At 56.8% G+C, this 25905-nt stretch carries 25 protein-coding genes; 15 read left to right on the top strand and 10 right to left on the bottom strand.

The window, feature by feature from the left end:
- Positions 1–81: 81 nt before the first annotated feature.
- From mutL to DNI29_RS11975, 3 genes are all read left to right on the top strand, one after another.
- Entirely contained in the window at positions 82–2145 is a 2064-nt protein-coding gene (gene mutL / locus DNI29_RS11985) for a DNA mismatch repair endonuclease MutL (protein ID WP_110978354.1), read from the top strand.
- A 189-nt stretch (positions 2146–2334) separates the two neighbouring features.
- Positions 2335–3117 carry a rhomboid family intramembrane serine protease gene (locus DNI29_RS11980; RefSeq protein WP_110978353.1) on the top strand — a complete coding sequence of 261 codons (783 nt, stop codon included), beginning with the start codon at positions 2335–2337 and terminating at the stop codon, positions 3115–3117.
- 108 nt (positions 3118–3225) lie between these two features.
- Positions 3226–4125: a rhomboid family intramembrane serine protease gene (locus DNI29_RS11975; protein WP_110978352.1), complete on the top strand. Its 900-nt coding sequence runs from the start codon at positions 3226–3228 to the stop codon at positions 4123–4125.
- A 98-nt stretch (positions 4126–4223) separates the two neighbouring features.
- On the opposite strand, the gene DNI29_RS11970 is transcribed toward DNI29_RS11975, so the two are convergent.
- The 3 genes from DNI29_RS11970 to tilS all read right to left on the bottom strand — a co-directional run bounded on the left by DNI29_RS11970 (position 4224) and on the right by tilS (position 7414).
- Positions 4224–4856: a macro domain-containing protein gene (locus tag DNI29_RS11970; protein ID WP_110978351.1), complete on the bottom strand. Its 633-nt coding sequence runs from the start codon at positions 4854–4856 to the stop codon at positions 4224–4226.
- 135 nt (positions 4857–4991) lie between these two features.
- The gene (gene mdh / locus DNI29_RS11965) at positions 4992–5933 is read right to left on the bottom strand and encodes a malate dehydrogenase (RefSeq protein WP_110978350.1); all 942 of its coding nucleotides are present in this window, start codon (positions 5931–5933) and stop codon (positions 4992–4994) included.
- Between the two features lie 152 nt (positions 5934–6085).
- Positions 6086–7414, bottom strand: coding sequence for a tRNA lysidine(34) synthetase TilS (tilS, locus tag DNI29_RS11960; RefSeq protein ID WP_110978349.1), 1329 nt, complete (start codon positions 7412–7414; stop codon positions 6086–6088).
- A 239-nt stretch (positions 7415–7653) separates the two neighbouring features.
- Here tilS and DNI29_RS11955 point away from each other — a divergent pair, with 239 nt between their 5' ends.
- The 8 genes from DNI29_RS11955 (at position 7654) to DNI29_RS11920 (ending at position 15911) form a co-directional block, all read left to right on the top strand.
- Positions 7654–9342 (top strand): OstA-like protein, encoded by a 1689-nt coding sequence (locus DNI29_RS11955; RefSeq protein WP_110978348.1) that lies wholly within the window; start codon positions 7654–7656, stop codon positions 9340–9342.
- 103 nt (positions 9343–9445) lie between these two features.
- The gene (locus DNI29_RS11950; protein ID WP_110978347.1) at positions 9446–10273 is read left to right on the top strand and encodes an outer membrane protein assembly factor BamD; all 828 of its coding nucleotides are present in this window, start codon (positions 9446–9448) and stop codon (positions 10271–10273) included.
- An 87-nt stretch (positions 10274–10360) separates the two neighbouring features.
- Complete coding sequence (locus tag DNI29_RS11945; protein WP_110978716.1) at positions 10361–10693, top strand: DNA-directed RNA polymerase subunit omega; 333 nt, start codon at positions 10361–10363, stop codon at positions 10691–10693.
- Between the two features lie 159 nt (positions 10694–10852).
- A complete protein-coding gene (locus DNI29_RS11940) occupies positions 10853–11416 on the top strand; it encodes a flavoprotein (RefSeq protein ID WP_110978346.1) in 564 nt (187 codons plus the stop codon).
- A 137-nt stretch (positions 11417–11553) separates the two neighbouring features.
- Positions 11554–12204, top strand: a complete 651-nt coding sequence (locus DNI29_RS11935; protein WP_110978345.1) for a phosphopantothenoylcysteine decarboxylase domain-containing protein — start codon at positions 11554–11556, stop codon at positions 12202–12204.
- Positions 12197–13123, top strand: coding sequence for a type IX secretion system protein PorD (gene porD / locus DNI29_RS11930; protein ID WP_110978344.1), 927 nt, complete (start codon positions 12197–12199; stop codon positions 13121–13123). The genes DNI29_RS11935 and porD overlap by 8 nt, the downstream gene beginning before the upstream one ends.
- A 159-nt stretch (positions 13124–13282) precedes the next feature.
- Complete coding sequence (gene recN / locus DNI29_RS11925) at positions 13283–14956, top strand: DNA repair protein RecN (RefSeq protein WP_110978343.1); 1674 nt, start codon at positions 13283–13285, stop codon at positions 14954–14956.
- A gap of 133 nt (positions 14957–15089) precedes the next feature.
- A complete protein-coding gene (locus DNI29_RS11920; RefSeq protein WP_110978342.1) occupies positions 15090–15911 on the top strand; it encodes an enoyl-ACP reductase FabI in 822 nt (273 codons plus the stop codon).
- Between the two features lie 61 nt (positions 15912–15972).
- On the opposite strand, the gene DNI29_RS11915 is transcribed toward DNI29_RS11920, so the two are convergent.
- Positions 15973–16581, bottom strand: coding sequence for a DUF3885 domain-containing protein (locus DNI29_RS11915; RefSeq protein ID WP_110978341.1), 609 nt, complete (start codon positions 16579–16581; stop codon positions 15973–15975).
- Positions 16582–16703: 122 nt separating this feature from the next.
- Between DNI29_RS11915 and cypC the strand changes: the two genes are divergently transcribed.
- From cypC to DNI29_RS11900, 3 genes are all read left to right on the top strand, one after another.
- Positions 16704–18035 (top strand): CYP152 family fatty-acid peroxygenase CypC, encoded by a 1332-nt coding sequence (gene cypC / locus DNI29_RS11910; protein ID WP_110978340.1) that lies wholly within the window; start codon positions 16704–16706, stop codon positions 18033–18035.
- A 176-nt stretch (positions 18036–18211) separates the two neighbouring features.
- Positions 18212–19162 carry a pectinesterase family protein gene (locus DNI29_RS11905; RefSeq protein ID WP_110978339.1) on the top strand — a complete coding sequence of 317 codons (951 nt, stop codon included), beginning with the start codon at positions 18212–18214 and terminating at the stop codon, positions 19160–19162.
- Positions 19163–19224: 62 nt separating this feature from the next.
- Entirely contained in the window at positions 19225–20205 is a 981-nt protein-coding gene (locus tag DNI29_RS11900; RefSeq protein WP_238388077.1) for a pectinesterase family protein, read from the top strand.
- A gap of 10 nt (positions 20206–20215) precedes the next feature.
- Here DNI29_RS11900 and DNI29_RS11895 read toward each other — a convergent pair whose 3' ends face one another.
- Positions 20216–20623, bottom strand: coding sequence for a hypothetical protein (locus DNI29_RS11895; RefSeq protein ID WP_123823226.1), 408 nt, complete (start codon positions 20621–20623; stop codon positions 20216–20218).
- Between the two features lie 195 nt (positions 20624–20818).
- Between DNI29_RS11895 and DNI29_RS11890 the strand changes: the two genes are divergently transcribed.
- The gene (locus DNI29_RS11890) at positions 20819–21235 is read left to right on the top strand and encodes a tellurite resistance TerB family protein (RefSeq protein ID WP_110978337.1); all 417 of its coding nucleotides are present in this window, start codon (positions 20819–20821) and stop codon (positions 21233–21235) included.
- Positions 21236–21277: 42 nt separating this feature from the next.
- Here DNI29_RS11890 and DNI29_RS11885 read toward each other — a convergent pair whose 3' ends face one another.
- The 5 genes from DNI29_RS11885 to DNI29_RS11865 form a co-directional block, all read right to left on the bottom strand.
- Entirely contained in the window at positions 21278–22009 is a 732-nt protein-coding gene (locus DNI29_RS11885; protein ID WP_238388076.1) for a hypothetical protein, read from the bottom strand.
- 120 nt (positions 22010–22129) lie between these two features.
- Positions 22130–23371 carry a M1 family aminopeptidase gene (locus DNI29_RS11880; RefSeq protein ID WP_110978335.1) on the bottom strand — a complete coding sequence of 414 codons (1242 nt, stop codon included), beginning with the start codon at positions 23369–23371 and terminating at the stop codon, positions 22130–22132.
- 60 nt (positions 23372–23431) lie between these two features.
- Positions 23432–23851, bottom strand: coding sequence for an ACT domain-containing protein (locus tag DNI29_RS11875; RefSeq protein WP_110978334.1), 420 nt, complete (start codon positions 23849–23851; stop codon positions 23432–23434).
- Between the two features lie 28 nt (positions 23852–23879).
- Positions 23880–24704, bottom strand: a complete 825-nt coding sequence (locus tag DNI29_RS11870; RefSeq protein WP_110978714.1) for an alpha/beta fold hydrolase — start codon at positions 24702–24704, stop codon at positions 23880–23882.
- 86 nt (positions 24705–24790) lie between these two features.
- Complete coding sequence (locus tag DNI29_RS11865; protein ID WP_123823224.1) at positions 24791–25771, bottom strand: hypothetical protein; 981 nt, start codon at positions 25769–25771, stop codon at positions 24791–24793.
- Positions 25772–25905 lie beyond the last annotated feature (134 nt).

Raw genomic sequence — 25905 nt, 5'->3', positions numbered from 1 at the left:
CGACGCTGGTTGTTATCAGGCGGATAGCCCCAGTGGCTCGTCTAGTGGGTTAGGGCGTTTTTCTTCTGAATTTGATAGTGTATGGCGGATATTATTCAGCTCTTACCCGAGTATTTAGCTAACCAGATTGCTGCTGGCGAGGTAGTGCAACGCCCGGCTTCCGCAGTGAAAGAACTACTGGAAAACGCCGTGGATGCTGGCGCCACCCAAGTGCAGCTGATTGTAAAGGAAGCTGGCAAGCAGCTGGTGCAGGTAGTAGACAACGGCTCGGGCATGAGTCCCACCGACGCGCGCATGAGCCTAGAGCGCCACGCTACCAGTAAAATTCGCACCACCGACGACCTATTCCGCATCCGCACCCTTGGCTTTCGAGGCGAGGCGCTGGCTTCTATTGCCGCCGTAGCGCAGGTAGAAATCCGGACCAAGCAGCGCGACCAGGACACTGGCTCACTACTACTGGTAGAAGGCTCCCAGATCAGCAGTCAGCAGCCCGTAGCCTGCCCCGATGGTACCAGCATCAGCGTGAAGAACCTGTTCTTTAACGTGCCGGCCCGTCGCAACTTCTTGAAAAGCAATGCGGTGGAGATGCGCCACATTCTGGACGAGTTTCAGCATGTGGCCCTTGCCAACCCGCAGATCAGCTTCTCCCTGTTTCAGAACGACCTAGAGGTGTTTAACCTGCCGGCGGGCAAGCTTAGCCAGCGCATTGTGTCGTTGCTGGGTAATGGCTATAAGGAGCAGTTGGCGCAGGTGGAGGAAGTAACCCCATTCCTGACGGTGAAAGGCTTTATAGGTAAGCCGGAGTCAGCCAAGAAAAGCCGGGGCGACCAGTTTTTCTTTGTTAACAACCGATTTATACGCTCAGCCTACCTCAACCATGCTGTGCTGGCTGCCTATGAGGGCCTGCTGCCTAAGGATACGCACCCGTTCTACGTGCTGTTCCTGGAGCTCGACCCCAAGGCCATTGATATCAACGTGCACCCCACCAAAACCGAAATCAAGTTCGAGGACGAAAAGACGGTGTACGCTATTGTGCGGTCGGCGGTGAAGCAGAGCCTGGGCCTGCACAACATGGCTCCTTCCCTTGATTTTGATGGGAACGTGAACTTCGCGGCCATTCAACCCCTGCGCCTTTCGGGTAACGAGAAGAACCCGTTTGCCGACGACTTTCAGCCCGATGCTCTGGCCTCGGCGGCTGCGCAGGCAGCGGGCAGCAACAGCCCTTCCCGCGAAAAGCCCGGCCGCTCCGATGCCTACGAGCGCCAGTTGCCGCCCCGGCCAACCGAGCAGGCCAAGCGCGAGCTGGAAAATTTCTACAAAAGCCTAAGCCAGATCAGCGTGCCCGATGTAGAGCACGAGGCCACGGCAGTGGGCGTGCCAGTGCCCTCCGCGGCTAACCTGGTAGCACCGCTGCCAACCCCGCCGGAGAGCCCAGCTGAACCGGCTGCAGAACTTCCCGGGCCGAATGCTGGCGCGCTCATAGCGGCTTCGTTTGCTACCCCCTCGGCACCAGAGCAACCCTCTGCGGCTCCGAGTGCTACGCCCGAGCTACCCCTACGTGAGTCGTCAACTGGCCCGGGCAATAAAGTGCTGCAGCTGCATCAGCAATATCTACTGGTGCCAGTTAAGTCGGGAGTTATGCTGATTGACCAGGTAGCGGCCCGGGAGCGAATCCTATTTGAACAGTACGCCCAAAGTTTGGAGCGAGAAGTCAGCGCTTCCCAAACCCTGCTGTTTCCGCGCACCATTACCTTCACACCTCAGGACTTTGCTATTCTGCGGGAGGTAGAGGAGCCGTTGCGGGCCCTGGGCTTCCGCTTCACCGATTTTGGCAAGAACACCATTGCTGTGGAAGGGATTCCGGCCGACGTGCCGGCCCGCGACGAGAAAGAACTGTTGGAAGGCCTGATTGAGCAGTTCCGGAATACGGCCGGCCCGATCAAGCTTGACCGCCGCGAGCAGATGGCGCGGGTGCTGGCCCGGCGCGTGGCTACCACAGCCGCCGGAGCTCGCCTTTCGGAGCTGGAAATGACTACCCTCGTCGATAAGCTATTTGCCTGCCAGGTGCCCAACTACACCCCCGATGGCCGTCGGACCATTGTACTGCTGGAGCTGGGGCAGGTGCAGGCCCTCTTTAACCGCTGATAAACGCTGCTTTGAGTGATTTCGCTGATGTTTGCGGCCCAGTATCTCGCAGTATGTGCAAAAGGTCAGGACAGGCTTGGCCAGCCTTGCTTGTAGTACGGGTGAAAGATGCAGCCAGCAAATTCAGCTGAATTCACGTAAGCACGAAAAATCAGGGAAATCACACCCATCAGTGTCAATCAGCGATTCATGTTTCAAATTACTCCTACGGTTCGCAACCTGCTCATTGCCAATGTGGTGGTGTTTCTGCTGAGTTTGCAGTTAGGTGGCCTTTCCTTTCTGGCTCTCTACCCCCTCGATAACCCCAATTTCAAGCCCTGGCAGTTTGTGAGCTACATGTTCATGCACGGCGATATGGGCCACATCTTTTCCAATATGCTGGGATTGATCGTGTTTGGGCCCATGCTGGAGCAGCGCTGGGGGGCCAAGCGTTTCCTGACGTTCTGGCTGATTTGTGGCCTTGGGGCCAGTATGCTCTACAACGGCCTGCGTACCTATGAGCTGCGCCGCATGCAGCACGATATTGAGGTGTTCCAGCAGCAACCCACCGATCTGCACCTGCAGGATTTCGTGGACCATAACGTCACGGAGAATGCGCCTGCGTTTGACGCTGTAATCCGCCAGCTGCACCGCACCCCCGATGACCAAGGCTTGATTCAGGGAGTTGAGGCCACCATGCGTGAGCTCTACAATCGTAGCGTATCCGTGCCGATGGTAGGAGCTTCGGGAGCCCTGTTCGGGATTATGCTGGCTTTCGCTTTCTTCTTTCCGAACACGGAACTGATGATTTTTCCGCTGCCCATTCCCATCAAGGCCAAGTATTTCGTAGTGCTCTACGGACTCTACGAGTTTTACTTCGGTATCCGGCGGGTACCAGGCGACAATGTGGCGCACTTTGCTCACCTAGGCGGAATGCTGGTAGGGCTGGTGGTGTTGCTGCTTTGGCAGCGCAACCGCACCCGCCTGTACTAAGTGGCAGGCTTGGCACGCGGGTGAGGTGCTTGCACGAAAATTGTAGAAATTACCGCCCGGTGCCGCTTCCTTTCCTACCTCCCGGCCCGGCTTTAACCCTGCCCACCCATGAGTGTTTTTAATGATATCCGCACTGCCTTTAGTCGCCGCGACAACGCTCTGATTCAGCTATTGCTGCTGAACGGGCTGGTATTCGTGGCCTTGGTGCTGATTGAAGCCTTGATGCGTCTGACGGGTACTTACCTTGAGTACTACCCCAACGTAGTTCGGCAACTCCAACTACCCTCCGATTTGTCTGCCCTGCTTCGCCACCCCTGGACGGTGCTGACGTATGCTTTCACGCACGAAAGCTTCTTTCACATCCTGTTTAACCTGCTGAACCTGTACTGGTTTGGAGCTCTTATTCGGGAATATCTCGGCGACCGGCGCCTTGTAAGCCTCTATATTCTGGGGGCGTTGGCTGGAGCGGCGCTCTTTCTGCTGGCTTTCAATCTGATTCCGACGCTGCGCACGCCGGGAGGAGTATCGTTGCTAGGTGCTTCGGCGGCCGTAACGGCCATTATTATGGCGGCGGCCACCCTGCTGCCGGAGTACACCTTTATGCTCTTTCTCTTCGGGGCTGTGCGCATCAAGTACATAGCTGCCGTCGTGATTCTGCTTTCCGTTATTGCCATCAACCAAGGCAATGCAGGCGGCGGATTAGCCCACATCGGCGGGGCCATTCTGGGCTATGTCTTTATTAAGCAGTTGCAGGCAGGCCGCGACCTGGGCCGCCCCGTGCAGGCCGTCGGCGACTGGATAACGCGCCTTGTAACGGGCCGCCCCAACCTGCGTGTAACTCGTGGCGGGGCTACCCCAGCGCCGGCCGCGGCTGCCCCCAAAAAAGGTGGCTTGGCCAAGCCGGAGCAAGATGAAATCGACCTGATTCTGGATAAGATTTCCCGCTCGGGCTACGAAAGCCTCTCCAAGGACGAAAAGCAGAAATTATTCCGGGCCAGCCAGAGATAGTGACCTAGCCGTTGAAGTCAACACCTATTAAGAAGTAAGAGCCCCAAGACTCAGTTCTGGGGCTCTTGTGTTTTCGAGAAATTACAAATGCTACTGGCCTAGGGTATGTCGTACTTGATGTCTGACTCATTGTGGGTGTAGAAATAGGCGTAGTTGCCGCACATGGTTTCCCAGCCAGCCACTGTAGCGTATTTCTGCGTCAGCACATCTTCCCAGGCCAGGCGCATTTGGCGGGCGCACACCAGCGGCCGGACCTGACCTACGCCCGTACCCAGGCCCGGAACGGCGACAGTTTTGATAACTGACTTTACAGGCTCACCGGAGGGCATGCGCTCGTGCTCCAGCAAGAGCAGCAGGGCCCGCATGGCATGATACACGTTAGGCCCGCGCGTGATGGTCATGGGCGTGCGCATAGTGGGCGCCGCAATCAGATAAGGAAATAGAGGGCTGCCGGTAGGAAGTAATTCAGCCTGACCTACGAGCAGCTCGCCGTAATACTTCTCACGGATAAGGTATTGCAAGTCCTTCTCCAGATGCCAACCCAGATGCTTGGAGATGGCAAAGTCGATGCCGCCGTTCATATAGCCGAAGCTATTAGCTGGGCTGACCAGCGCATCGGCGGGGAAATCAAAAATAGAACCGTGCTGAACGGTTACCTGCGGAACATCGGCAAATACGCGCTGCCAGGCATCTGTTACCTCTTGGTTGGTGTCAATGAAGTTAAAGTGCATAGAGTGGTTTCAGGCAGAAACATACACAGAAACCAGCAGCCGCTCAGCAGAGTGGCGTAGAACCCAGGAGGAAAAAAACGGCCGCCCCGCGAGTGCAGGACGGCCGGTTCAGAGCCTTCGAGAAAAGCAAGGAGCTTACGCCGAAGCCTTGCTCATATTATCCAAGGCGTCCATCACCTCTTTTACGTGGCCACGCGAGGTTTCCAGCAGGGCTTTTTCCTCGTCGTTGAGCTGCAACTCAATTACTTTCTCGATGCCGTTGCGGCCGAGGATAACCGGAGCCCCCAGGTACACGCCGTTGATGCCGTACTCGCCCTGCAACTCAATGCACACAGGGAACACGCGGCGCTGGTCGCGCACAATGGCTTCTACCATCTGAGCTGCGGCAGCACCAGGAGCATACCAGGCCGAGGTACCCATCAGCTTCACCAGCTCACCACCGCCCACGGCCGTGCGCTGTACAATAGCATCGAGCTGTTCTTTGCCGATGAGCTCAGTTACCGGAATGCCGCCTACTGTGGTGTAGCGGGGGAGGGGTACCATGGTGTCGCCGTGGCCGCCCATGAGCACCGCCTGAATGTCTTTGGGGCTTACATTGAGGGCTTCGGCCAGGAAGGCACGGTAGCGAGCTGTATCCAGAATGCCAGCCATACCAAACACCTTCTCGCGGGGCAGCCCCGAGGTGAGGTGGGCCTGGTAGGTCATCACGTCGAGTGGGTTGCTCACTACAATGATGATGGCGTTGGGCGAATATTTTACTACCTGCTCAGTTACCGTTTTCACGATGCCGGCGTTGGTCGAAATCAGGTCGTCGCGGCTCATGCCGGGCTTGCGGGGCAAGCCCGAGGTAATAACTACCACGTCAGAGTCGGCAGTACGGGCGTAGTCGCCGGTTACGCCAACAGTGCGGGAATCGTAGCCAATGATGGGAGCTTTCTGCCAGATGTCGAGGGCTTTGCCTTCCGCGAAGCCTTCCTTGATGTCAACCAGAACAATTTCGTTGGCAATTTCGCGGGTGGCCAATACATCGGCGCAGGTTGCGCCCACGTTGCCGGCTCCAACTACGGTAACTTTCATTGGGTGAGGAATTGGGTGTGAACGAAGGGATGAGCTCGTAAAGCTAACCGAAAACCCGTTCCGGCAAGTCCTGGCCCCACAAAACTGCACCATGCCTCGGCAACTGCCTCGGGCTCTGTAAGAAAGGTTGCGCTGCGCGGAAGGAGAAGTTCCTACATCCGCTTCACCACCAGCACCCGCTCGGTTTCCTCGGTTACCTTAAATCGGTCGTCGGGGCGGAAACCGATAACCCAGGCAATTTTGCCGTCGGCCGAAACCAGCACCTGCACGTTGTCCTTGAGGTTAAGGGGCACTTTCTGGTCGATGAGGAAGTCGGATAGCTTCTTCTTGCCCTTCATGCCGATGGGCATAAACCAGTCGCCTTCCTGCCAAGCTCGCACCGTGAGCGGAAACTTTAAGGCATCGGCATCCAAGGCCGCTACCGCTTTGCCCTTCGGAATATCGAAGCCTTCGGTTACTTCCAGCAGCTCGGTGCGCAGGTGCAGGCCGTCAATCTTGAGAGCTTCCTGTCCGGCCTGCAGCTGGTGGGTGCCGAATTTAGTGAGGTTGCGCGGGGTAATAACTAGCTGCTCCCGGTCTTTGACCAACAGGTGCGTCGGCGACTCAAATCGGCGGCCCGACTCGGCCCCAAAGCTCTGCACAATATCTTTTACTACCAGGTAGGAGAAGCCGAAAGGCCGCAACAGCTCGTGGAGCACCACGGCTGTAGCTGCCGTATTCTGCAGGGTCCGGATGTCGAGGTAAGTAGTAGTGGCTTCGTCGCGGCGGGCCTGGGTAGCGGTTTCCTCCACGTAGCGGCGCACAATTTCTTCCGCTCCACCCACCCGCTCGGCGGTAATGCTCATCGTCTGGTCGAGGGAGGGGTTGATGTCGCGCAGCACGGGTAGTACCTCCTGGCGCAGGCGATTACGCTGGTATACCGGCGAGTCGTTGGAGGCATCTTCGCGCCAGATCAGCCGGTTTTCTACCACATAGTCGTACAGGTCGGGCTTGCTCACAGCCAGCAGAGGGCGCACCAGATGGCCGGTTTTGGGCCGGATGCCGTGCAGGCCTGCCAGCCCGGTGCCGTGGGTGAGGTTCAGCAGCATGGTTTCGGCCGTGTCGCGCTGGTGGTGGGCTGTGGCAATGTAGTCGAAGCCCTGGGTCTGGCGGATGCGCTCAAACCACTCGTAGCGCAGGGCGCGGGCCGCCATTTGCGTCGAAACGCCTTCCTGCTCCGCAAACTTCTTGGTCTGGAAAAACTCCACGAAGTAAGGCACCTCGTATTGCTTGGCCAGCTTGCGCACGAACTGCTCGTCGGCGTCGGCCTCTTCAGCCCGCAACCCGAAATGGCAGTGGGCCACAGCAAACTCCACGCCCAGCTTGTGCAGCACATGGGCCAGCACCACGGAGTCAAGCCCGCCGCTGACGGCTACCAGCAACTTATCAGTAGGGGAGAAGAGAGAGTGTTCTTGTATGTAAGCTTGAATTCGGTCGAGCATGGGGGTAGGGGAAAGCTAGAATTTATAGCTAGGCTCCTCTCCTCAGATGAGGAGGGGTAGGGGGCAGTTGATAGATGAAAACTAAAACCTATAGCTAGTAGGTTGTTCAACAGTGGGTCAACCACCCTCTACCTTTTCTCATCCGAGGAGGGAAGTTTAAGTTCAGCTCTTTGTGGAACAGCTGTACTATTCCACAAAGAAAACCGTTAGCAACGGCCCTTCTGTACCTTTGCAGTTAAATGTCGTTCCCGAAGCCTCTTTTTCTCTTTCTTCTCCTGCTGCTGCCTACCCTCACCTGGGCCCAGCAACGTCCGGCCGCTCGTCCTGCTACTCCTGCTACCCCGCCGCAAGGTCAGCGTATAGAGTTGTTGGGAGCTGGGCAGTTGCAAGGCGGCACCTTCAACGGTGTAGAAATTCGGAAGCTGATTGGTAATGTCAGCTTTAAGCAAGGTACCACGCTGCTTTATTGTGACTCAGCCTACCAGTACACTGAACGCAATGCACTGGAAGCGTTCAGCAACGTGCGCATCATCCAGAACGACACCATCACGATTACCGGCGACCGGGGTACGTATGATGGCGATACGCGCAAGGCCCGCATGACCGGTAACGTGACCATGCGCGACCCGCGCATGACCCTTACCACCCAGCTGCTCGACTACGACCTGAACCAGAACCTGGCGTACTACAGCACCGGTGGCCACCTCCAGGACCCGGAGAACACCCTCGACAGTCAGTTTGGCTACTACAACACTCAGAGCAAGGTGTTCAGCTTCAAGCGTAACGTGAAGCTAGTGACCAAAGAAAACAACATCGATACGGATACGCTGCAGTACAACACCGTCAGCAAGATTGCCTACTTCTTCGGGCCTACTCGCATTCGGGGCAAGCAGGGCAACCTCTACGCTGAGAACGGCACGTACAACACCATTACCAAGGTTTCCAACTTTGCCCGAAACGCCAAGATTGAAACCCCCAACTACCTGCTGGGTGGCGACAAACTATTCTACGATGAAGCCAAGCAGTATGGCGTAGCCACAGGGCACGTCTCGATGACCTCGAAGAAGGACAACATTGAAATCCGGGGTGATGTGGGCCGCTACTGGCGGGCACAGGGGCGGGCCAAAGTATACGGCAGTCGGCCCGTGATGCGAAATATCAGTGACCGGGACACGCTTTATCTCACGGCCGATACGCTAGTGAGCGTGGAGGGCCGCCCACCCCAGAACAAGGCCGGCATCATCTATGCCTACCGTAAGGTGGGCATCTTCCGGACAGATCTGCAGGGCCGCTGCGACTCGCTGACCTACGACCGGCAAGACTCCATCATCTACCTCAGTCATGACCCGGTACTCTGGAACAACAAAAACCAGCTTACTGCCGACTCCATGCAGATTCAGCAGCGCAAGGGCCAAATTGATCAGATGCGCCTCTACGGGCACGCCTTCAGCATCGGGCAGGATACGCTGCTGAACTTCAACCAAGTGAAGGGGCGCTACATGGTGGCGTACTTCCGGGATAAGTCAATAAAAAAAATTGACGTGCTTGGCAACGCCGAGAGCATCTACTATGCTCTTGAGGGCGACACGGCCGTGTCCGGGGTGAATAAAAGCGTATCGGCTACTATGGCCCTGCGCTTTGCGGAAAGCAAGCTGCAGACCATCAGCTTTCTAACCAACCCCGAGGCCAGCTTTATTCCGCCCAACGAACTTAAACCCGAAGATGCCAAACTGAAGGATTTCCGGTGGCGTGCCACGGAACGCCCTACCCGCCGCCAAACGTTAGGCAAGCACTTCCCCCTGCCGGTTAAGCCCAAGAAAAAGGCGACCCCGGTAAAGAGGAAAACGGCTACCCCTAAGAAGGCTACCCCAACTCGTAAACCAGCAGCTAAGCCTGCCCCAACAGTTCCTAAGTCAGTGAAAAAGTAAGGCGGCCCGCAGGGGGTAGGAAAACCGCCTGCTGCAGTCTGGCTAGGAGCCCCGCAATTTCGGCACGCTTCGCATCACTGATTATTCTTACCTTTGCGCCCTTATGCTGTCTTTTCGCCCTACCTTCTTTGTTCTGTTATTGAGCGCGTTGCTGCTCGGCTCCTGCACCGGCTACCAGAAGCTGCTCAAGAGCACCGATGTGAACAAGAAGTACGAAGCCGCCATCCAGTACTACGATAAAGGCGACTATTTCAAGGCCGGCACCCTGCTTGAAGAGCTGAACCCTCTGCTGAAAGGCCGCCCCGAAGCGGAGAAGGCACAGTTTTACTTTGCTAACACCAACTTCCAGCAGCGTAACTACACGCTGAGCGCTTACTACTTCAAGACGTTCTACGAGACGTATCCCAACTCGCAGTACGCTGAGGAAGCGGCTTTCATGCAGGCCAAGTCGTTGTTCCGCGATTCTCCGTCCTTTCAGCTCGACCAGACGAACACTATTTCAGCTCTGGAGGTTATTCAGGATTTTCTGAACCGATTCCCGGAAAGCCGGTTCCGCGCTGAAACCGAAGGAATGTCGCAGGAGCTGCAGAAGAAATTGGAAAACAAAGCTTTCCGCGCCGCCCGCCTCTACTACGATCTGCGCTACTACCAGTCGGCTGTAACGGCTTTCACCGGGTTCCAACAGTCGTTCCCGGCTTCGGCCTACGGCGAGCAGGCTGCTTTCCTGAAGTTTAATGCCCAGTACGACATGGCGCGGGAAAGCGTGGAGGAAAAGCAGCGCGAGCGGTATTTGGAAGCCATTGCTTTCTACCAGAACTTTATCGACGCATTTCCGCAGAGCAAAAACCTGAAGGACGCCGAGCGCATGTACGAGGCCGCCCGCGCCGCAGTGGATAAACTCAAACCCGCCGAGTCGACGGCTTCAAATTAACTGTGCTGATAGGCCGCGGCCTTACTTACAGGAAGCCCAGTCTACGCAGTGCACCAGAACATAAAAACCTCAGCAAATCTCAAGCATATGAAGACTCCGAATAACGTACCTGCTTCTATCGTGACCCGCAACATGTCGGACTTCACCCACGAGACTGGCAACGTGTATGAGAGCATTGCTATCATCTCGAAGCGCGCCAACCAGATTTCCGTGAAGCTGAAAGAAGAGCTCAACGGCAAGCTGGCCGAGTTTGCCACTACTGTGGATAACCTCGAAGAAGTGTTCGAAAACCGCGAGCAAATCGAAATTTCGAAGCACTACGAGCGTCTGCCCAAGCCCACTAACCTGGCCGTGGAAGAGTTTCTGGAAGGCAAAGTTCACTTCCGCACTCCCGCTGAAGAGGAGCCGAAAGCTGAATAGCGTATAGCTTCAGGCCAGATTGACGGATTACACAGAGGTAGCGCATAGCCAATCTGTGTAATCCGTTTTGTTTGTACACACCTTACTACCCTTTGCACGAGCGGTGAGGGGTAGGCGGCCCGCTGCGGATTGCATTGGCCGCAAAACCTGTAAAAGCCAATGAGTTCAGTTTCATCCGTACTGCAGGGGCGCAAGATTTTGCTGGGCGTCAGCGGTAGTATTGCGGCATATAAGTCGGCGGTGCTGGTGCGGCTGCTGGTGAAGGCCGGTGCCGAGGTGCAGGTTATTCTGACGCCCGCCGCCACTGCTTTCGTCACGCCTCTGACGCTGGGTACGCTGTCTAAAAATCCGGTGCTGCAGGGTTTTCTGAAGGATGAGCAAGCCGGTGAGTGGCATAACCACGTGCACCTGGGCCTGTGGGCTGATGCGCTGGTGGTAGCGCCTGCCTCCGCCAATACGCTGGCCCACTTGGCCAACGGTCTTTGCGACACGCTACTGGACGCCGTGTATCTATCGGCCCGCTGCCCAGTGTTCGTGGCGCCGGCCATGGACCTAGATATGTACCAGCACCCAGCCACCCAGACCAACCTGCGCCGCCTGCGCGAGTACGGGAATACAGTGTGGGAGTCGCCGGCCGGGGAGCTGGCCAGCGGCCTCAGCGGCCCCGGCCGCATGCTAGAGCCGGAAGAAATAGTAGCCCAGCTGGAGCGGTTTTTCAGCTAGAATCATCCTGAAGGCGGCTGGCTAAAACAGGTTTGCGAAATCTGAAGGGGGTAGGAAAAGCCGGAGCCCTTACCTTTAAGGTCTGACAGAGGGTAGTACCTCCGCGTCCTCGCCTTACTTCACCCTACTACTTTGGCATGCGTGTTCTGATTACGGCCGGCCCCACCTATGAACCCCTCGATCCGGTGCGCTTCATTGGCAACCACAGCACCGGCAAAATGGGCTACGCACTGGCTGAAACTTTCGCGGCGGCTGGTGCTGAGGTGCACCTGATCAGCGGACCAACCAACCTGCCCGACCCGGTACATTCAGGAATCCGGACACAGCGGGTGCAGACGGCCGACGAGATGTACGCTGCCGCCGCTGCCCTGGCTGGCGCCGCTGATATCTGGGTGTTTGCCGCCGCCGTAGCTGATTACAAGCCGGCTCATGTAGCGGAAAACAAGATTAAGAAAGCCGGCGACACGCTAACGCTGGAACTGATAAAGAACATTGATATTGCCGCTGCCCTGGGCAAAACCAAGCGACCCGAACAATTTTCCGTGGGTTTTGCGTTGGAGACGGAAAATGAGCGGGCCCACGCCCTCGACAAGCTTCAGCGTAAGAATTTTGATTTGGTCGTGCTAAACTCGCTGCGCGATGCCGGCGCCGGGTTTCGGCACGATACCAACAAGATAACCCTGCTGGAAGCCGATGGCTGCGTGACTACCTTTGAGTTGAAGCTCAAGGCTGAAGTAGCCCGCGACATTGTGCAAACCGTTCTAGCTCGTCTGCCCCACCATGCGTAATCTTCCGCTGCTGTCCTGTCTGTTGCTTGCTGCCGTTCTGTTCACGCGCCCCGTCCGGGCCCAGGAACTGCAGGCGGAAGTGACCATAACCACCGAAAACGTGACCATTTCGGACCGGCAGCTGGTGCAGCAGATGCGCAACGACATGCAGACGTTCCTGAACACGCGCACCTTCACCAACCAAACCTACCGGCCTGAGGAGCGAATTCGGTGTCGATTTTTCGTAGGTATCACGGAGATTCCGCAGAACGGTACCTACCGTGCTACTGTGCGTGTCGTTAGCAGCCGCCCGGTATATGGAACGGGCTACGAAACCAACGTGCTAAGCTTTGCTGATCGGGGCTGGATTTTCAATTACTCGCCTCAGAACCCGATTGACTATTCAGAAAACACGTTCGTCGGCAACCTGTCTTCGCTGCTGTCTTTCTACGCCTACATCATCATCGGGATGGATCAGGACAGCTTCTCGCCCCTGAGCGGCTCGCCCTACTACGACCGGGCCCGCACCATCCTGACCAATGCTGCCTCCCAGAACGTAACCACGGAAACCGACGAGGGCTGGCGCGACACCAACAATGGCAACCGCTATTGGCTGCTAAATAACCTGCAAGACCCCCAGCTGGAAGCTTTCCGCAGCGGTATGTATGCGTACTACCGGCAGGGCATGGACTTGTTTATTACCAAGCCAGAAGAAGCTCGCACCAGCATCACTACGGCCTTGCAGGGTGTGCAGCAGGCAGTACAACGGCGACCGGGCACTCTGCTAGCCCGCTCGTTCTTCACCACCAAGGCCGATGAAATAGCCAACATTTTCCGCACCAGCCCCGATCAGCAACAGAAAGTATCGGTAGCTACCCTGCTTTCGGAAACAGATCCTACTAATTCGGCTAAGTACCAGGCTATCTTGCGGCAACCATAAGGGCCAGATAGATACGGAAAATTATTAAGCAAAAATAGTTAGCAATTAACTAAATGAGCTAGTAGCTTTGCTAAAGCTACTAGACCCGGTTGTGGCCGGCCCGTAGCTTTTCCTTTTAATTAGCTATGGCCGGTTGTGCGGCCCTCATGTTGGATTGCTATGCTAGTTGACCTGCGCATCCGAAACTACGCCCTGATTGAGCAGCTTCAGCTGCAACCCTCGGCCCTCCTGAATATTATTACCGGCGAAACCGGCGCGGGCAAGTCGATTATGCTCGGGGCCATTGGCCTGCTGCTCGGCAACCGGGCCGATTCGCGCATGCTCTTCGACACGGAGAAGAAGTGCGTGATTGAAGGCCAATTTGATATCAGCAGCTACCAGCTGCAGGATATCTTCGAAGCCGAAGACCTTGACTACGACACCCAATGCATTCTGCGCCGCGAGATTAGTCCGGCTGGCAAGTCACGGGCTTTCGTGAACGACACGCCCGTGACTCTGGAAACCCTGCGTAACATCGGGGCGAACCTCATGGACATTCACTCTCAGCACGATACGCTGCTGCTGGGAGATGCCGTGTTTCAGCTGAACCTACTGGATTTGTACGCCGGGCTGGTGCCTACCCGTGCTCAGTACAGCAATGCCTACCGCCAATACCGGAAGCTGGAGGCCGACCTCAAAGCTCTCGAAGATCAGGTGGCTCAGGCCAACAAAGAGCTGGACTACCATAGCTTTCTGCTTAGTGAGCTGGAAGATGCCCGCCTCGATAATGAGCAGCAGGACGAGCTAGAGCAGGAAGTGAAGGAGCTAGAGCACGCCGAGGAAATCAAGTTCAAGCTGACTTCGGCCTTGCAAAGCCTGACGGAAAGTGAGTACTGCGCCACTAGTGCCATGAAGGAGGCTGCTACCCTGCTCGGGCAGATTGCCTCTTACTCGGAGCAGGCCCGCGAGTTAAAGCACCGTCTCGACAGCTGCCTAATTGAGCTCCACGACATTGCCGACGAAATAGAGGTAGTAGAGCGCCGCACCGAGGGCGACCCCGCCCGCATTGATGAACTGCAGGGCCGCCTGAACGTGCTGTATAATCTGCAGCGCAAGCACCAGGTCCGCGACGTGGTGGGGCTGCTTACCGTGCGCGGTGACCTGCGCGACAAGGTGGGCTCCGTGCTTAACCTGGATAAGCAGATTGCCCGCCTGCGCCGCGACGCCGAAGGTGCTTTGGCAACTGTAAAAAAGCAGGCCAGCCGCCTCTCGGAAGCCCGCCGCAAGGTATTCCCGAAGTTTGAAAAGGAGCTAGTAGGCTTATTGGCTGACTTGGGCATGCCGAACTCGCGCATTGTGGTGCATCACCAGGAAGGTCCGCCCGCTACCAGCGGCATCGACGTGATAAGCATCCTGTTCACGGCCAACAAAGGTGCTCAGCCCCAAACCTTGAGCAAAGCGGCTTCCGGTGGTGAATTCTCGCGCCTCATGCTCTGCATCAAGTACATGCTGGCCGATAAAACAGCTCTGCCCACCATCGTCTTCGATGAAATTGATACGGGTATCAGCGGGGAAATTGCCGTGAAGGTGGGGCGCATGATGCAGCAGATGGCCCGTAAGCATCAGCTTATTACCATCAGCCACCTGCCCCAAATGGCCGCCGCCGGCGACGCGCACTATTTCGTGTATAAGGAAGACCGCGCCGAACGTACCGTGAGCAGCATCCGGATGTTGAACCTGGAGGAGCGCATTCATGAAATTGCCCAGATGATTTCCGGCGCCAACCCCAGCCAACACGCCTACCAGAGTGCCCGCGAGCTGCTGGCCATGCGCGGCGAGGAATTGGTAGGGTAGGGGTGAAATTATGAGGTAGTGAAATTGTGAGGTGGTGAATGGCTAACTTGGCAGCCGCTAACCTGGAGTTTCAAACGGTGCAGGGGAGTCCGAAACATCAACTCACCATTTCACCATCTCACCATTTCACCACATGTCTAACAACCTACTCGCTGGTAAAGTCGGCATCATTTCGGGTGCCCTGAACGAGGAATCTATTGCTTGGAAAGTAGCCCTCAAGGCCCACGCCGAAGGTGCTCGCTTTGTGCTCACCAACGCCCCGCTGGCCATGCGTATGGGCGAAATCAATAAGCTCTCGGAGCAGTGCAATGCGCCCATCATCCCGGCCGATGCTACCTCCGTGGAAGACCTGGAAAAGCTGTTCAGTGGCGCTCAGGAGCAACTCGGTGGTAAGCTCGACTTTGTGCTGCACAGCATTGGCATGAGTGCCAACATCCGCAAGGGCAAGCACTACGGCGAGCTGAACTATGAGTGGTACCAGAAAACCCTGGACGTATCGGCCCTGTCGCTGCACAAGATGCTAGCCGTGGCCGAGAAGCAGGATGCTTTCAATGAGTGGGGCTCGGTAGTAGCCCTGAGCTACATTGCCGCTCAGCGCGCCTTCCTCGACTACACGGACATGTCGCAGGCCAAAGCCGTGCTCGAAAGCATTGCCCGGAGCTACGGTCAGCGCCTCGGCAAGCTGAAGAAAGTACGCGTAAACACCGTTTCTCAGTCGCCCACTAAAACCACGGCGGGCACTGGCATCAGCGGCTTCGATGCATTTTATGAGTACGCCGACCGCCTCTCGCCGCTGGGCAATGCTCCGGCCGAAGCCTGCGCCGACTACTGCATCAGCCTGTTCTCCGACCTGACGCGCTACGTGACCATGCAGAACCTCATGCACGATGGCGGCTTCAGCACTACCGGCATCTCAGAGGAAATCGTAGAACTCATCACTAACAGCAAAGCCTAGGCTACCTGTTGTCAGAGTTCAGAATAAGAAAGCCCGGCCATTAGGTCGGGCTTTTTGCGTTTTATGTAGCAAATAATGCGTCAATCTGTGGCCGGTCGTAGTCCAGTATCAACTCATTAAACTCCTCATATAGGTAGCGAAGAGATGCTACGTCAGGGCCGATGATGTCCAATCCCCGGTCGTCGTACATGTGAAACACAAGACCCGTGCGTTGATTGAGAAAGAATAGGCGGCCAAGGAGGGCGGGCCTTCTTCCAAAATCTTGATTACTGATAGCAGCTAAAATTTCAGTGTAAGGTATTTGTGAAATGGTGATAGGAAAGTGCATTCTCATCCATTTCAGGGTATCAGAATAGGGGTTGGTTATTCGCTGAAAGTGGATAGCTGTTTGGGGAACCGGAAGTTGACGCAGCAAATAATTGCTGCTTCTAATCCGATGCCGTTTGGACCTCCATTGCTCATGTACAAGCAAAGCATATTCATCGGGCGCAAAAACGGCTCGGAATAACAAAGAAGCTCTATGAATTACCTCTTGGAAGTAAGCCTCATCAGAAGTAGCAAGGGTGTCCTTCTGTAAGTTAAATCGGAGTGAGATAAGCCAGCAATCAAATAAAGGCTTGGCTGTTGTCAGGCTTGGATAATGCTGCTGTAGAAAGCCGATTAAGGCCATTGATTATCATAGGTAATGGGAAGTAAAGTAGGTCTTTTCACCGGCTCCACAATATCCTCCGTGTCAACGAGCCGTAAGGTAAAGGCATTCATTTTGGCGACCTATTCGACTACTACCTGACCATGCCCAAGATTTTCCGCGACCCAAGTTTCGACAGCACCCTGGACGTGCTGCGCGAAGGCTACCCCTTCCTGTACAGCCGCAGCCAGCGCTTCGACTCCGATATCTTCCAGATTCGGCTGATGGGCATGAAGGCTATTTGCTTGCACGGAGCTGAGGCCGCCGAGCTGTTCTACAACCCTAAGCTCTTTATCCGGAAAGGGGCCGTGCCGCGCCGGGTGCAAACCACTCTGATGGGCGTGGACGCCATCCAGACCCGCGACAACGGGGAGCACCGCTGCCGCAAGGAAATGTTCATGGCCCTGATGGGGCCGGCTAGTCGGGAGCGGCTGATGAGCCTGCTGGCCGAGCAGTGGCAGCGCTACGCTCACCGCTGGGAAAAGATGGACCGGGTAGTGCTCTTTCGCGAAGCCCAGGAAATTTTGTGCCGGGCGGCGTGCGCCTGGGCTGAGGTGCCGCTACAGGAAGACGAGGTAAGCAAGCGCGCCCGCGACTTCGGCGACATGGTAGATGGCTTTGGCGGGGTAGGGCCCCGGCACTGGCGCGGCAAGCAGGCCCGCAGCCGCGGCGAGAAGTGGATGCGCGGTATTATCCGGGCCATCCGGAAGGGGAAATTGCCGGTGCAGGAAGGCTCGCCGGCTCACATGGTGGCCTGGTACCGGGATGCGGACGGCGAATTGCTGGATGTACAAATGGCCGCTATTGAGCTGATGAACGCCACCCGGCCCATTGTGGCTATTGCTACCTACATCACCTTTGCGGCCCTGGCCCTGCATGAGCACCCCGCCTACCGCCAGCTACTGCGCAATCCCGCCGAGGATTACGCCGAGTTATTTGTGCAGGAAGTCCGCCGCTATTTCCCCTTCACCCCGTTTGTAGGTGCGCTGGTGCGCGACGACTTTACCTGGCACGGCTTTGAGTTTCCGAAGGGCACGATGGTGCTGCTGGATGTGTACGGCACCAACCGCGACGAGCGCCTGTGGCAGGACCCCGAAGTGTTCTGGCCCGAGCGGTTCCGGCAGTGGCAGGAAAGCCCCTACGACTTTATTCCGCAGGGCGGCGGCGAATACCTGACCGGCCACCGCTGCGCCGGCGAGTGGATTACCATTGAAGCCATGAAGCAAGCCGTAGCCTTCCTCAACGACGGTATCCGCTACGACGTGCCGGCCCAGGACCTAAGCTATGACCTAACGCGCATGCCCACATTGCCCGCCAGCGGCTTTGTGATGACGAATGTGCGGGCAACCGGCAAAGGAGCCTTGGCTGTCCTACCCATGCCAGCCGCCGGCAGTGAGAAGGCCGCCGCTATGGGTTGCCCGTTTCATAAGGGGTAGATCAGCCTGATTTACACACCAAAGCCGCCCTGAGTCCAGACTCAGGGCGGCTTTGGTGCTGACAAGGGGGTAGGGAGTGGCAACGTTCCCGACAACGTTTGCGCGGAAATAGCGGGAGGAATACAGCCGATTCCAGCGGATTTCAAATAAGTTGCCGCCCTACCCACCCGCGCGCCATGAAACCTGTCCTGCTTTTTTCTCTGCTCCTCTGGCTAACACTGAGCCAGGCCCTGGGCTATGATTTTGTGGTAGCCCAAGACGGCAGCGGGCAATTCCGGACGGTGCAGGAAGCCTTCAATGCCGTGCCCGATTTCAGAAAGAAAGTCACCACCATCTTCGTCAAAAAAGGTGTGTATAAGGAGAAGCTGATTCTGGCGGGTTCCAAAAACCTGGTGCGGCTAATTGGGGAAGACCGGAAGAAAACCATCCTCACCTACGACGACTATAACCAGAAGAAAAACATTTTCGGGGAGGACAAAGGCACCTCGGGCTCCGCCAGCTGCTACATCTACGGCGCTGATTTTACGGCTGAAAACCTCACGTTTCAGAATTCCTCGGGGCCCGTGGGGCAGGCCGTGGCTATGTGGGTGGCCGGCGACAAAGCCCGGTTTAAAAACTGCCGCTTCCTGGGATTTCAGGATACGCTTTACACCTACGGCTACGGCAGCCGCCAGTACTACGAAGACTGCTACATAGAAGGTACTGTGGATTTTATCTTCGGCAGCAGCACCGCCTGGTTTGAGCGCTGCACCATCTTCTGCAAAACTGGCGGCTTTGTCACGGCGGCCTCTACCCCCGACAGCACGCGCTATGGCTACGTGTTCAACCAGTGCCGCCTGACCGGTAATGCACCCGCCGGCAGCTTCTACCTCGGTCGGCCCTGGCGCCCCTACGCCAAAACGGTGTATCTGCGCTGCGAGCTGGGCAAGCAGATCAAGCCCGAAGGCTGGGACCATTGGGACAAAGAAAGCAACAAGCAAACCGCCCGCTACGCCGAATACCAAAGCCGGGGCCCCGGCGCCGCTCCCAAGCAGCGCGTAGCCTGGGCCCGCCAGCTTTCCGACGCCGAAGCTCAGCAATACACCCTGCAAACTGTGCTGCGCGGTTGGGACCCTACCCAGGAATAAGGCTTGAAGGCAAAGCCGAGGGTAGGAAACTCTTGCCGGTTGGCTGGGCCAGACCTAATGTTATGAACACTACTGCTGCCCGTTCGATGACGAAAAAGCTACTTGCTCTGCTTACCCTACTGCTGCTTGCCCTAGCGGCCACTGCCCGGCCCCAAGAGTTGGTAGTTGCTCAGGATGGAAGTGGGCAGTTCCGCACGGTGCAGGCGGCTATTGATGCAGCGCCTACTCAGTCAAAGCAGGAGGTAGTCATCCGCATCCGGAAGGGTGTCTACAAAGAAAAGCTGGTAGTTCCGGCCACCAAAACTCACCTGACGCTGCTGGGCGACGACCGGAGTCAAACCATCCTGACTTTCGACGACCACAGCGGCAAGGGCACTATCAATACCTACACCTCGTACTCGGTGCTGGTGCAAGGGGCTGATTTCAGAGCCGAAAACCTCACGTTTCAGAATACAGCCGGCCGTACTGCTGGGCAGGCGGTGGCTTTGCACGTTGAGGCCGACCGCTGCATCTTCCGGAACTGCCGCATCCTCGGCGACCAGGACACGCTGTTTCTGGCTACTGGCCACACCCGCCAGTATTTCTACCAGTGTTTCATTGAAGGCACCACCGATTTTATTTTCGGGAGCAGCACAGCCGTGTTCGACCAGTGCACCATCCGAAGCAAGAAAAACTCTCACATCACGGCGGCTGCCACTCCCCAGGACCAGGCCTACGGCTTTGTATTCCGGAAATGCCAGCTCACGGCCGATACCGCACTAGCTACCAATGTATCGTTGGGGCGGCCCTGGCAGCCGTACGCCCAGGTGGCCTACCTGCACACCTACATGGGGCCGCACATCCGGCCCGCGGGCTGGGACAACTGGAAGAAGCCGGAGAGCGAAAAGACTGCTCGCTACATAGAGTACCGCTCTACCGGGCCTGGTGCAGCTCCGGCCACTACGCGCGTAGCCTGGTCCCGGCAGCTTTCCGCGCGGGAGGCGCGAGCGTACACGCTCAAGCGCATCTTCGCCGGGCCCGAGCCCTGGAAGCCGAGGGCATAGGCGGCCAGTATTACTTCTGGGCCCGCAGCCAAGCTTCGGCCTCCTCCAGATCTTCAAACATATGAATCTGAAGCTGGTCGCCGATGCGCTGCTGTAGGTCTTCCATGGAAAACTGCCCAAACACATCCGGCGACACTACCTGCCCGATGTAGCGCAAGCCCGCCCCAATAATAAGCGGCGTCCAAACCTGTTGAATCCAGTCGTTGGCTTCGGTGAAGGCGCCTACCAGGTCGCGGTGGTCATTGAGAAGCTTGGCGCAGGGTTCCTGCCGCAGCATTTCCAGGTGGGTTAGGCCGCCGTCCATTACGGTGCCCAGGGTCTGGCGGCCGTACCAATGAGCATGCACCCAGTTGTCACGCAGGTTGTGCTCAATGGTCAAATAAGTGCTGCCGTCTCCCCGTCGCAATGATGTAATCATGAATTAGCGCGCAAAACAATCAGTGCCCGCGGAGGGCACATAAGTCGAACAATGATGCCCAAAGTAACGACATGTATAAGGGAATGTTTGAGAGCTGAGCGGTAGAAAGCGGCAAATAACCTTCCGTCGGAGGCCGCGTTGAAAAGGATACTCGCCCCGAGGCGGGTAGTTTCCTCACATCCTACCGCTACCGATATGCAGTCGCAACACACCCTCGAAGAGGTTCTGAATACTGAGCAGAAGAAGCTGAGCTTCTTCCAGAATTTACTCCTGCTAGCTTCCGCCGACGGTCAGTTGGACGACCAGGAAGGCGAGTTTCTGTTGCAGATTGGCAACCGCCTGGGCCTGACAGCCAAGCAAACCCAACCCCTGGCCGATAACCTGAGCGTACTCAGCTTTGTGGTGCCCGCCGATGGCCTGCAGCGTACCCTGGAACTCCAGACGCTGGTGCAGATGATGCTGCAGGACGGCCAGATTGACCCCCGCGAGTACGGCCTGTGCATGGAGTACGCCAACCGCATCGGGTACAGCAAGGAAATCCTTGACGACATGGTAAGCCAACTGGCCGGGGCCGGCCCGGTAGTAAACCGCAACCCGCCCACAGTTAGCTAAACGCTTTCGGGCACCAGATAAGAGAGGTAACCTTGTGCAGCATTACTGCTTGCGCAAGGTTACCTCGTTTGCTTGTACCACCACAGTATCGCCGGGCGAGAGGTTCTTGCGCAGGTTTGGGCTCACGGTGTTCCAGGAATTATTGGTCAGCCAGCAGTAGCGGCCGTTTCGGTTAGACTTGCCCAACCAGCTGAGCAACGGAATCACGGGTTGGCCATCCCGGAAGCTAAGTACCCACAGGGGCCGCAGTCGGCATACCTGCTCGAAACTAGTAGCCATAGCTATAGGGAAGCAGCGTTTGGCGGGCTGGTGTTCCTGGATGTTTTGCGGGAACGCTGCGCATGGGTTTTGGTTGCTGCCATAACCAGGCGATGCAACGTAGCTAGTTACAGAGTCCAGGTCCGAGAGCAGGTAGTGCTTCCGGGCACGGGTAGTAACTTCCAGTTCAATCATATGGTCGTCGGTACCGGCGGGCACCACAGATGCCAGCGTTACGCGGTTGTTCTCCCGGAAATGCAGCTCCAACGGAGCGCCGGTTATGGTACTGTCGCGGCGAAGGAAAGCAGTAGAGGCTCCATTCAGGCGCCGCAAAAAACGGGTAATAGTCGTCTGGTTGGTAACGAGGCCAGTGCTCGTATACATCTGCAGTGTACCTGCTTTGATAGTCGACTCGGTGCGGTACTGACCCGTAAGCATCGGGACCGTATCATCGTCTTTCGAGCAGGCACTGAGTAACAAGGTGGCAGCGAATAGGGAGGGTAGAAGTAATTTCATCAAGAAAGGGTAACAGCAAGTGGATCAAAGATAGGGAGGGGCGCTACAGCCACAACAGAGCAGGTGCAAGCAGCCTTTGCCTAATGATAGGCAGCACCAGGTTGCATAAGTAAGCTGGCTTTACTGACTGAGTTTTGCTTGCAGCCATTGGCGAGTAGCGGGGGAGCTTTCACGTTCCACTATCCGCAGAAATTCATCGGTGGTTGCCACCCGAGCAGCGGCAGTAGCAGTGAGTATCTGAAAAAATGGCTCATCGCCGAGGCGCTGGTGTAGCTCAAATAAGATGGCTGTACCCTTGTCATAGAGTACCTGCCGCCGGACAGGGTAGGGGTAGTTGCGGGGCTCGAAACCTAGTAGCGCAGGGGCCGTGGCGGCGGACTTCTGGCGTTTGCTTAGCTCTTTCCGGAAGCTAGTTGTATCGCCGGCTGCTTGCAGGTAGAGCAGGCCGGAATAGGTAGCAAATGCTTCATTCAGCCAGTTGTCGTAGGTGTTCCAGGCTCCGTAGCTCCACCACTTGTGGCTAATCTCGTGGGCCAGAATCAGGAGGTCGCCGGGGTCTCGGGTATCAAAGGTGGTGTAGGCAATAATGGCCGCGTTATCCAGCAGCCCGCTAGCCGTGCGGTTGATGCCTGGCAGCAGAAACGTAAAATGCCGAATGGGGTCTTTGCGTCCGATAACCTGATTAAAGTACCCAATGATCTTACCGGCATCTCGCACCAGTAGGCTGTCGGTGGCGGTACAGGGGCGGTTGGCCTTGTAGAGGTTTACCCGTGCGGCAGGGGTAGGGGAGGTAAGCGAAAAGAACCGCCGCGCTGCCAATGCCCCAATTTCAATAGTGGAAGTACGCCCTTCAAAGACGTATCGGCCCGGCGTACTGGAGCGCGCCAGGCGGGTACTCACTACATGATATGTAGTAGGCACCTGCACCGTAAGTCGGTAGTCAACTACCGCGTACTCCTGATTCGGAATAGTAGGTACCCAGCTGGCATGTGCCGTAAACTCAGCCATGCTGTCGGTAGCAAAGCGGGCTCCAATGCGACCTTCGTACTGCACCGTAAGCTGCTGCCGAGGGTTTTTAGTGAAGAATTCAACGGTTATCTGCCGTAGCGTATCGCCCGTGAAGGAATCAAAGAACAAAGCCGAGGTGTAGGTCCGGACGTTGGGCCCTGTAACGTTGGTCAGGTGGTAGGGCTTGTTCAGGTTGAGCAGAAGCTTGCCTCCAGTTACGTGGGTGTTGAGGGTATACTGGGCGGAAAAGGTCCGGGCCTCTGGCTGAATGGACAGCTCAACAGTTACTTTGTCGCGGGCGGAAGAAGCCAGAGAAAATGCCAGAATCAGGCACAGGAATAACAGCCTTAGCATAAGAATACCGAAAGGGATAATGCCCCTAAGCTACTCACTACTTGCTTACTTTCGGAAAGCTTATCCAGGCTCCTGCATCTGGCTGCTTGTTGCAATCAGTTCCTGGAGTAAGTGCATGGCCTTCTCTGCATCCGTGGCCGCGACGAAGATATGGTCGTGGTAATAGGCAGCCACCACATTGCAGCTGATGCCGCCCTGGGCCAGGGCCTGCAAAAAGGCTGCCGTCAGGCCCACAGCTTCCAGCGCCGAGTGCACCGTTAAGGTAATCCAGGCGGCTACGAAGGTGTAGGGCAACCGCAGCCGGTCGGCCGTGGCCTGGGGCAGAATAACGGTAAGCCCCTCCCGTTCCCGAAACATACCTACCACCTCGGCAAGCTCGAATCCTTCAAGGGAGTCAACAGTACAGAACACATAAGTACCCGGCTGCAGCTCCGGTTTCATGGTGCGCAGGAGTTGGGTAAGGTCGGTTTCGCCGGGCATAGGGGGAAAGCAGAGGGTAGGAGCGGGGTTACTTCTTGCTGGCTAAAATGGCTTTAGCCCGAAAAAAAACGTCGGTTTTGCGGTTAAACTCGTCGGCGTGGTCGTGGAGGGTAGCGTGGCCACTGTTAGGCACTATCCACAGCCAGGCACGGGGTAGGCTTTGGTAGATAGCCAGGGTGTGCTCGGCCCGAATGATGTCCCGGTCGCCGGCAATAATAAAGGCGGGGGCTTGTATGCGGGCCAGCGCCGACAACGGAATGTGGGGCTGGTTCCAGTCGAGCAGAAACACCTTCCAATCGTTGCGGCGCTTGGCATCAGTGAAGGTTTGGGTGCTGCCTTCGCGGTAGCCGCGCTGCATTTGCTGCCATAATCTGGGCGTGAGGGCCGTGGAGTCAGGCCAGAGGTTGGCGCCGGTGGCCGCCAGGCGCTTTACTTTCCCGGGGTGGCGCATGGCCAGCACCAGCGCCGTAATGCCTCCGTCGCTCCAACCCAGCACATAGGCTGAGTCGAGGCGCAGTTGCGTAAGCAGGGCCGCGCAGTCGTCGGCCATTTGCTCGAAGCTCAGCGAATCAGATGCATCCGTGGATTTGCCGTGGGCCCGACTATCGAGGGCAATAACACGGTAGCGCTTGGCAAAGTAGGGAATGGTTTTGGCGAAAGCCTGGCTGCTGCCACCGTTGCCGTGCAGAAGCAGCAGGGGCGCGCCGCTCCCGTAGGTTTCGTAGTATAGCTTCAGGCCGCGCACACTGGCGTAGTGGCCAGCCGCTGGGTTGTTGCCGTAAGGCACGGGCCGCTGCCCCAGCACTACCTGGCAAAGCAGCAAACAAGGCAGCAATAGAAAGTAGCGAAGCATAACGAGCAGCATTAGGTGGGCCAGCAATTATACCGACCTGCCTTCAACTTTACTACCCCGCCCCGGGCCTGAACCCGGTGCTCCGCTTACTTTTTCTGCAGGTACAAGAGCGTCGATTGGTTGGAGGGGCCGTACTTGTCGTTGATGAGGAAGTAGCCACCTTGGTAGGCCGCCAAGCCTTCCCAGTTATAGGTCATGTACTCCCGCGGCAGCTCAAACAGGGGTTTCCAGCTCACCTTGTCGCGCTTGTAGCGCACGCTAATGAGTCGGCAATAGTTCTGGTAGCTACTGCCGTTGCGAATAAAGCGGGTATTTGGGTCTTGGTCTGGCGTGCGGTACACGCTGTCATCATTGCCGTTATAGAAATAGTTAATGGCCGTGAAGCGGTTTTTCCCCTCGTGTACTAAGTCCGTCACGCGGAAGGGCAGGCGGGCTACGGGTACATACCGCGGAATATCGGGGGTAGTAGCTGCGGTGGAGAGCCGAAAAGCATAATTGTCGTGGGTGAAGTAGTTGTACTCGAACAGCAACAAGAGGCTTTGGTCGTAGTCGGCAGCGGCTTCAAAGCCGGCGTTGTTGATGTGGGTACCGTCGGTGAGAACCGGTTTGGGCAGCGGCACCAGGTAGCGCGGATCCAGGCGGATGGCGGCGCCGGCCTCGTCTAATTCGCCCTTAATCAGGTAGCAGTAGGCTGAAGGGGTAGTCGTTTCAATGGTGAAATACGCCGTGCTGCCCACCATGGTAATTCCTTCCAAGCCCTCGTACACCTGGCAGGCACTGTCGATGCGGGCCCGAATCAAATCCAGGTTCTGCAGGGCGTATTTCCGGTACGCCACTTCCCCCGACTTTTGCTTTAGCTGGCCGTTGATGCTGGCTAGGTCCAGCGCGTACACCTTCGCTTCGGCGCGTTCCTGCAAGCGGCTCTCCGAAAGCAGCAGTAACTGGTTGTTGCGTATGAACAGGCCGGAGAACTGGTTGTTGCGGTCCGCAATTTCTTTCGGCAGACTAATGGTCTGGATACTGAAAGGTGCCTTTTGAGCGTGGGTCAGGGACGTCCACAGTGCCAAGAGAGCAACAAGAAAAAAGCGAGAGAAGGGCAGCATGGAACGCGGAAGCAACCGAAAGACAGAAACCGCACAAAGATTACCCGAAATGCGCTTTCCCTTTCTGCCTGGAGGAGGATATTTGGCTTGATGGCCGT

It is taken from the genome of Hymenobacter sediminis (genome assembly GCF_003231285.1).
Taxonomy (GTDB): Bacteria; Bacteroidota; Bacteroidia; order Cytophagales; family Hymenobacteraceae; genus Hymenobacter; species Hymenobacter sediminis.
Note: the sequence above shows the minus strand (reverse complement) of the source record. Positions and strands in the feature narration are given on the sequence as shown.

Coding starts and splice junctions, on each gene's coding strand:
- mutL (WP_110978354.1), top strand. CDS start 82: ATGGCGGATATTATTCAGCTCTTACCCGAGTATTTAGCTAACCAGATT.
- DNI29_RS11980 (WP_110978353.1), top strand. CDS start 2,335: ATGTTTCAAATTACTCCTACGGTTCGCAACCTGCTCATTGCCAATGTG.
- DNI29_RS11975 (WP_110978352.1), top strand. CDS start 3,226: ATGAGTGTTTTTAATGATATCCGCACTGCCTTTAGTCGCCGCGACAAC.
- DNI29_RS11970 (WP_110978351.1), bottom strand. CDS start 4,856: ATGCACTTTAACTTCATTGACACCAACCAAGAGGTAACAGATGCCTGG.
- mdh (WP_110978350.1), bottom strand. CDS start 5,933: ATGAAAGTTACCGTAGTTGGAGCCGGCAACGTGGGCGCAACCTGCGCC.
- tilS (WP_110978349.1), bottom strand. CDS start 7,414: ATGCTCGACCGAATTCAAGCTTACATACAAGAACACTCTCTCTTCTCC.
- DNI29_RS11955 (WP_110978348.1), top strand. CDS start 7,654: ATGTCGTTCCCGAAGCCTCTTTTTCTCTTTCTTCTCCTGCTGCTGCCT.
- DNI29_RS11950 (WP_110978347.1), top strand. CDS start 9,446: ATGCTGTCTTTTCGCCCTACCTTCTTTGTTCTGTTATTGAGCGCGTTG.
- DNI29_RS11945 (WP_110978716.1), top strand. CDS start 10,361: ATGAAGACTCCGAATAACGTACCTGCTTCTATCGTGACCCGCAACATG.
- DNI29_RS11940 (WP_110978346.1), top strand. CDS start 10,853: ATGAGTTCAGTTTCATCCGTACTGCAGGGGCGCAAGATTTTGCTGGGC.
- DNI29_RS11935 (WP_110978345.1), top strand. CDS start 11,554: ATGCGTGTTCTGATTACGGCCGGCCCCACCTATGAACCCCTCGATCCG.
- porD (WP_110978344.1), top strand. CDS start 12,197: ATGCGTAATCTTCCGCTGCTGTCCTGTCTGTTGCTTGCTGCCGTTCTG.
- recN (WP_110978343.1), top strand. CDS start 13,283: ATGCTAGTTGACCTGCGCATCCGAAACTACGCCCTGATTGAGCAGCTT.
- DNI29_RS11920 (WP_110978342.1), top strand. CDS start 15,090: ATGTCTAACAACCTACTCGCTGGTAAAGTCGGCATCATTTCGGGTGCC.
- DNI29_RS11915 (WP_110978341.1), bottom strand. CDS start 16,581: ATGGCCTTAATCGGCTTTCTACAGCAGCATTATCCAAGCCTGACAACA.
- cypC (WP_110978340.1), top strand. CDS start 16,704: ATGCCCAAGATTTTCCGCGACCCAAGTTTCGACAGCACCCTGGACGTG.
- DNI29_RS11905 (WP_110978339.1), top strand. CDS start 18,212: ATGAAACCTGTCCTGCTTTTTTCTCTGCTCCTCTGGCTAACACTGAGC.
- DNI29_RS11900 (WP_238388077.1), top strand. CDS start 19,225: ATGAACACTACTGCTGCCCGTTCGATGACGAAAAAGCTACTTGCTCTG.
- DNI29_RS11895 (WP_123823226.1), bottom strand. CDS start 20,623: ATGATTACATCATTGCGACGGGGAGACGGCAGCACTTATTTGACCATT.
- DNI29_RS11890 (WP_110978337.1), top strand. CDS start 20,819: ATGCAGTCGCAACACACCCTCGAAGAGGTTCTGAATACTGAGCAGAAG.
- DNI29_RS11885 (WP_238388076.1), bottom strand. CDS start 22,009: ATGAAATTACTTCTACCCTCCCTATTCGCTGCCACCTTGTTACTCAGT.
- DNI29_RS11880 (WP_110978335.1), bottom strand. CDS start 23,371: ATGCTAAGGCTGTTATTCCTGTGCCTGATTCTGGCATTTTCTCTGGCT.
- DNI29_RS11875 (WP_110978334.1), bottom strand. CDS start 23,851: ATGCCCGGCGAAACCGACCTTACCCAACTCCTGCGCACCATGAAACCG.
- DNI29_RS11870 (WP_110978714.1), bottom strand. CDS start 24,704: ATGCTTCGCTACTTTCTATTGCTGCCTTGTTTGCTGCTTTGCCAGGTA.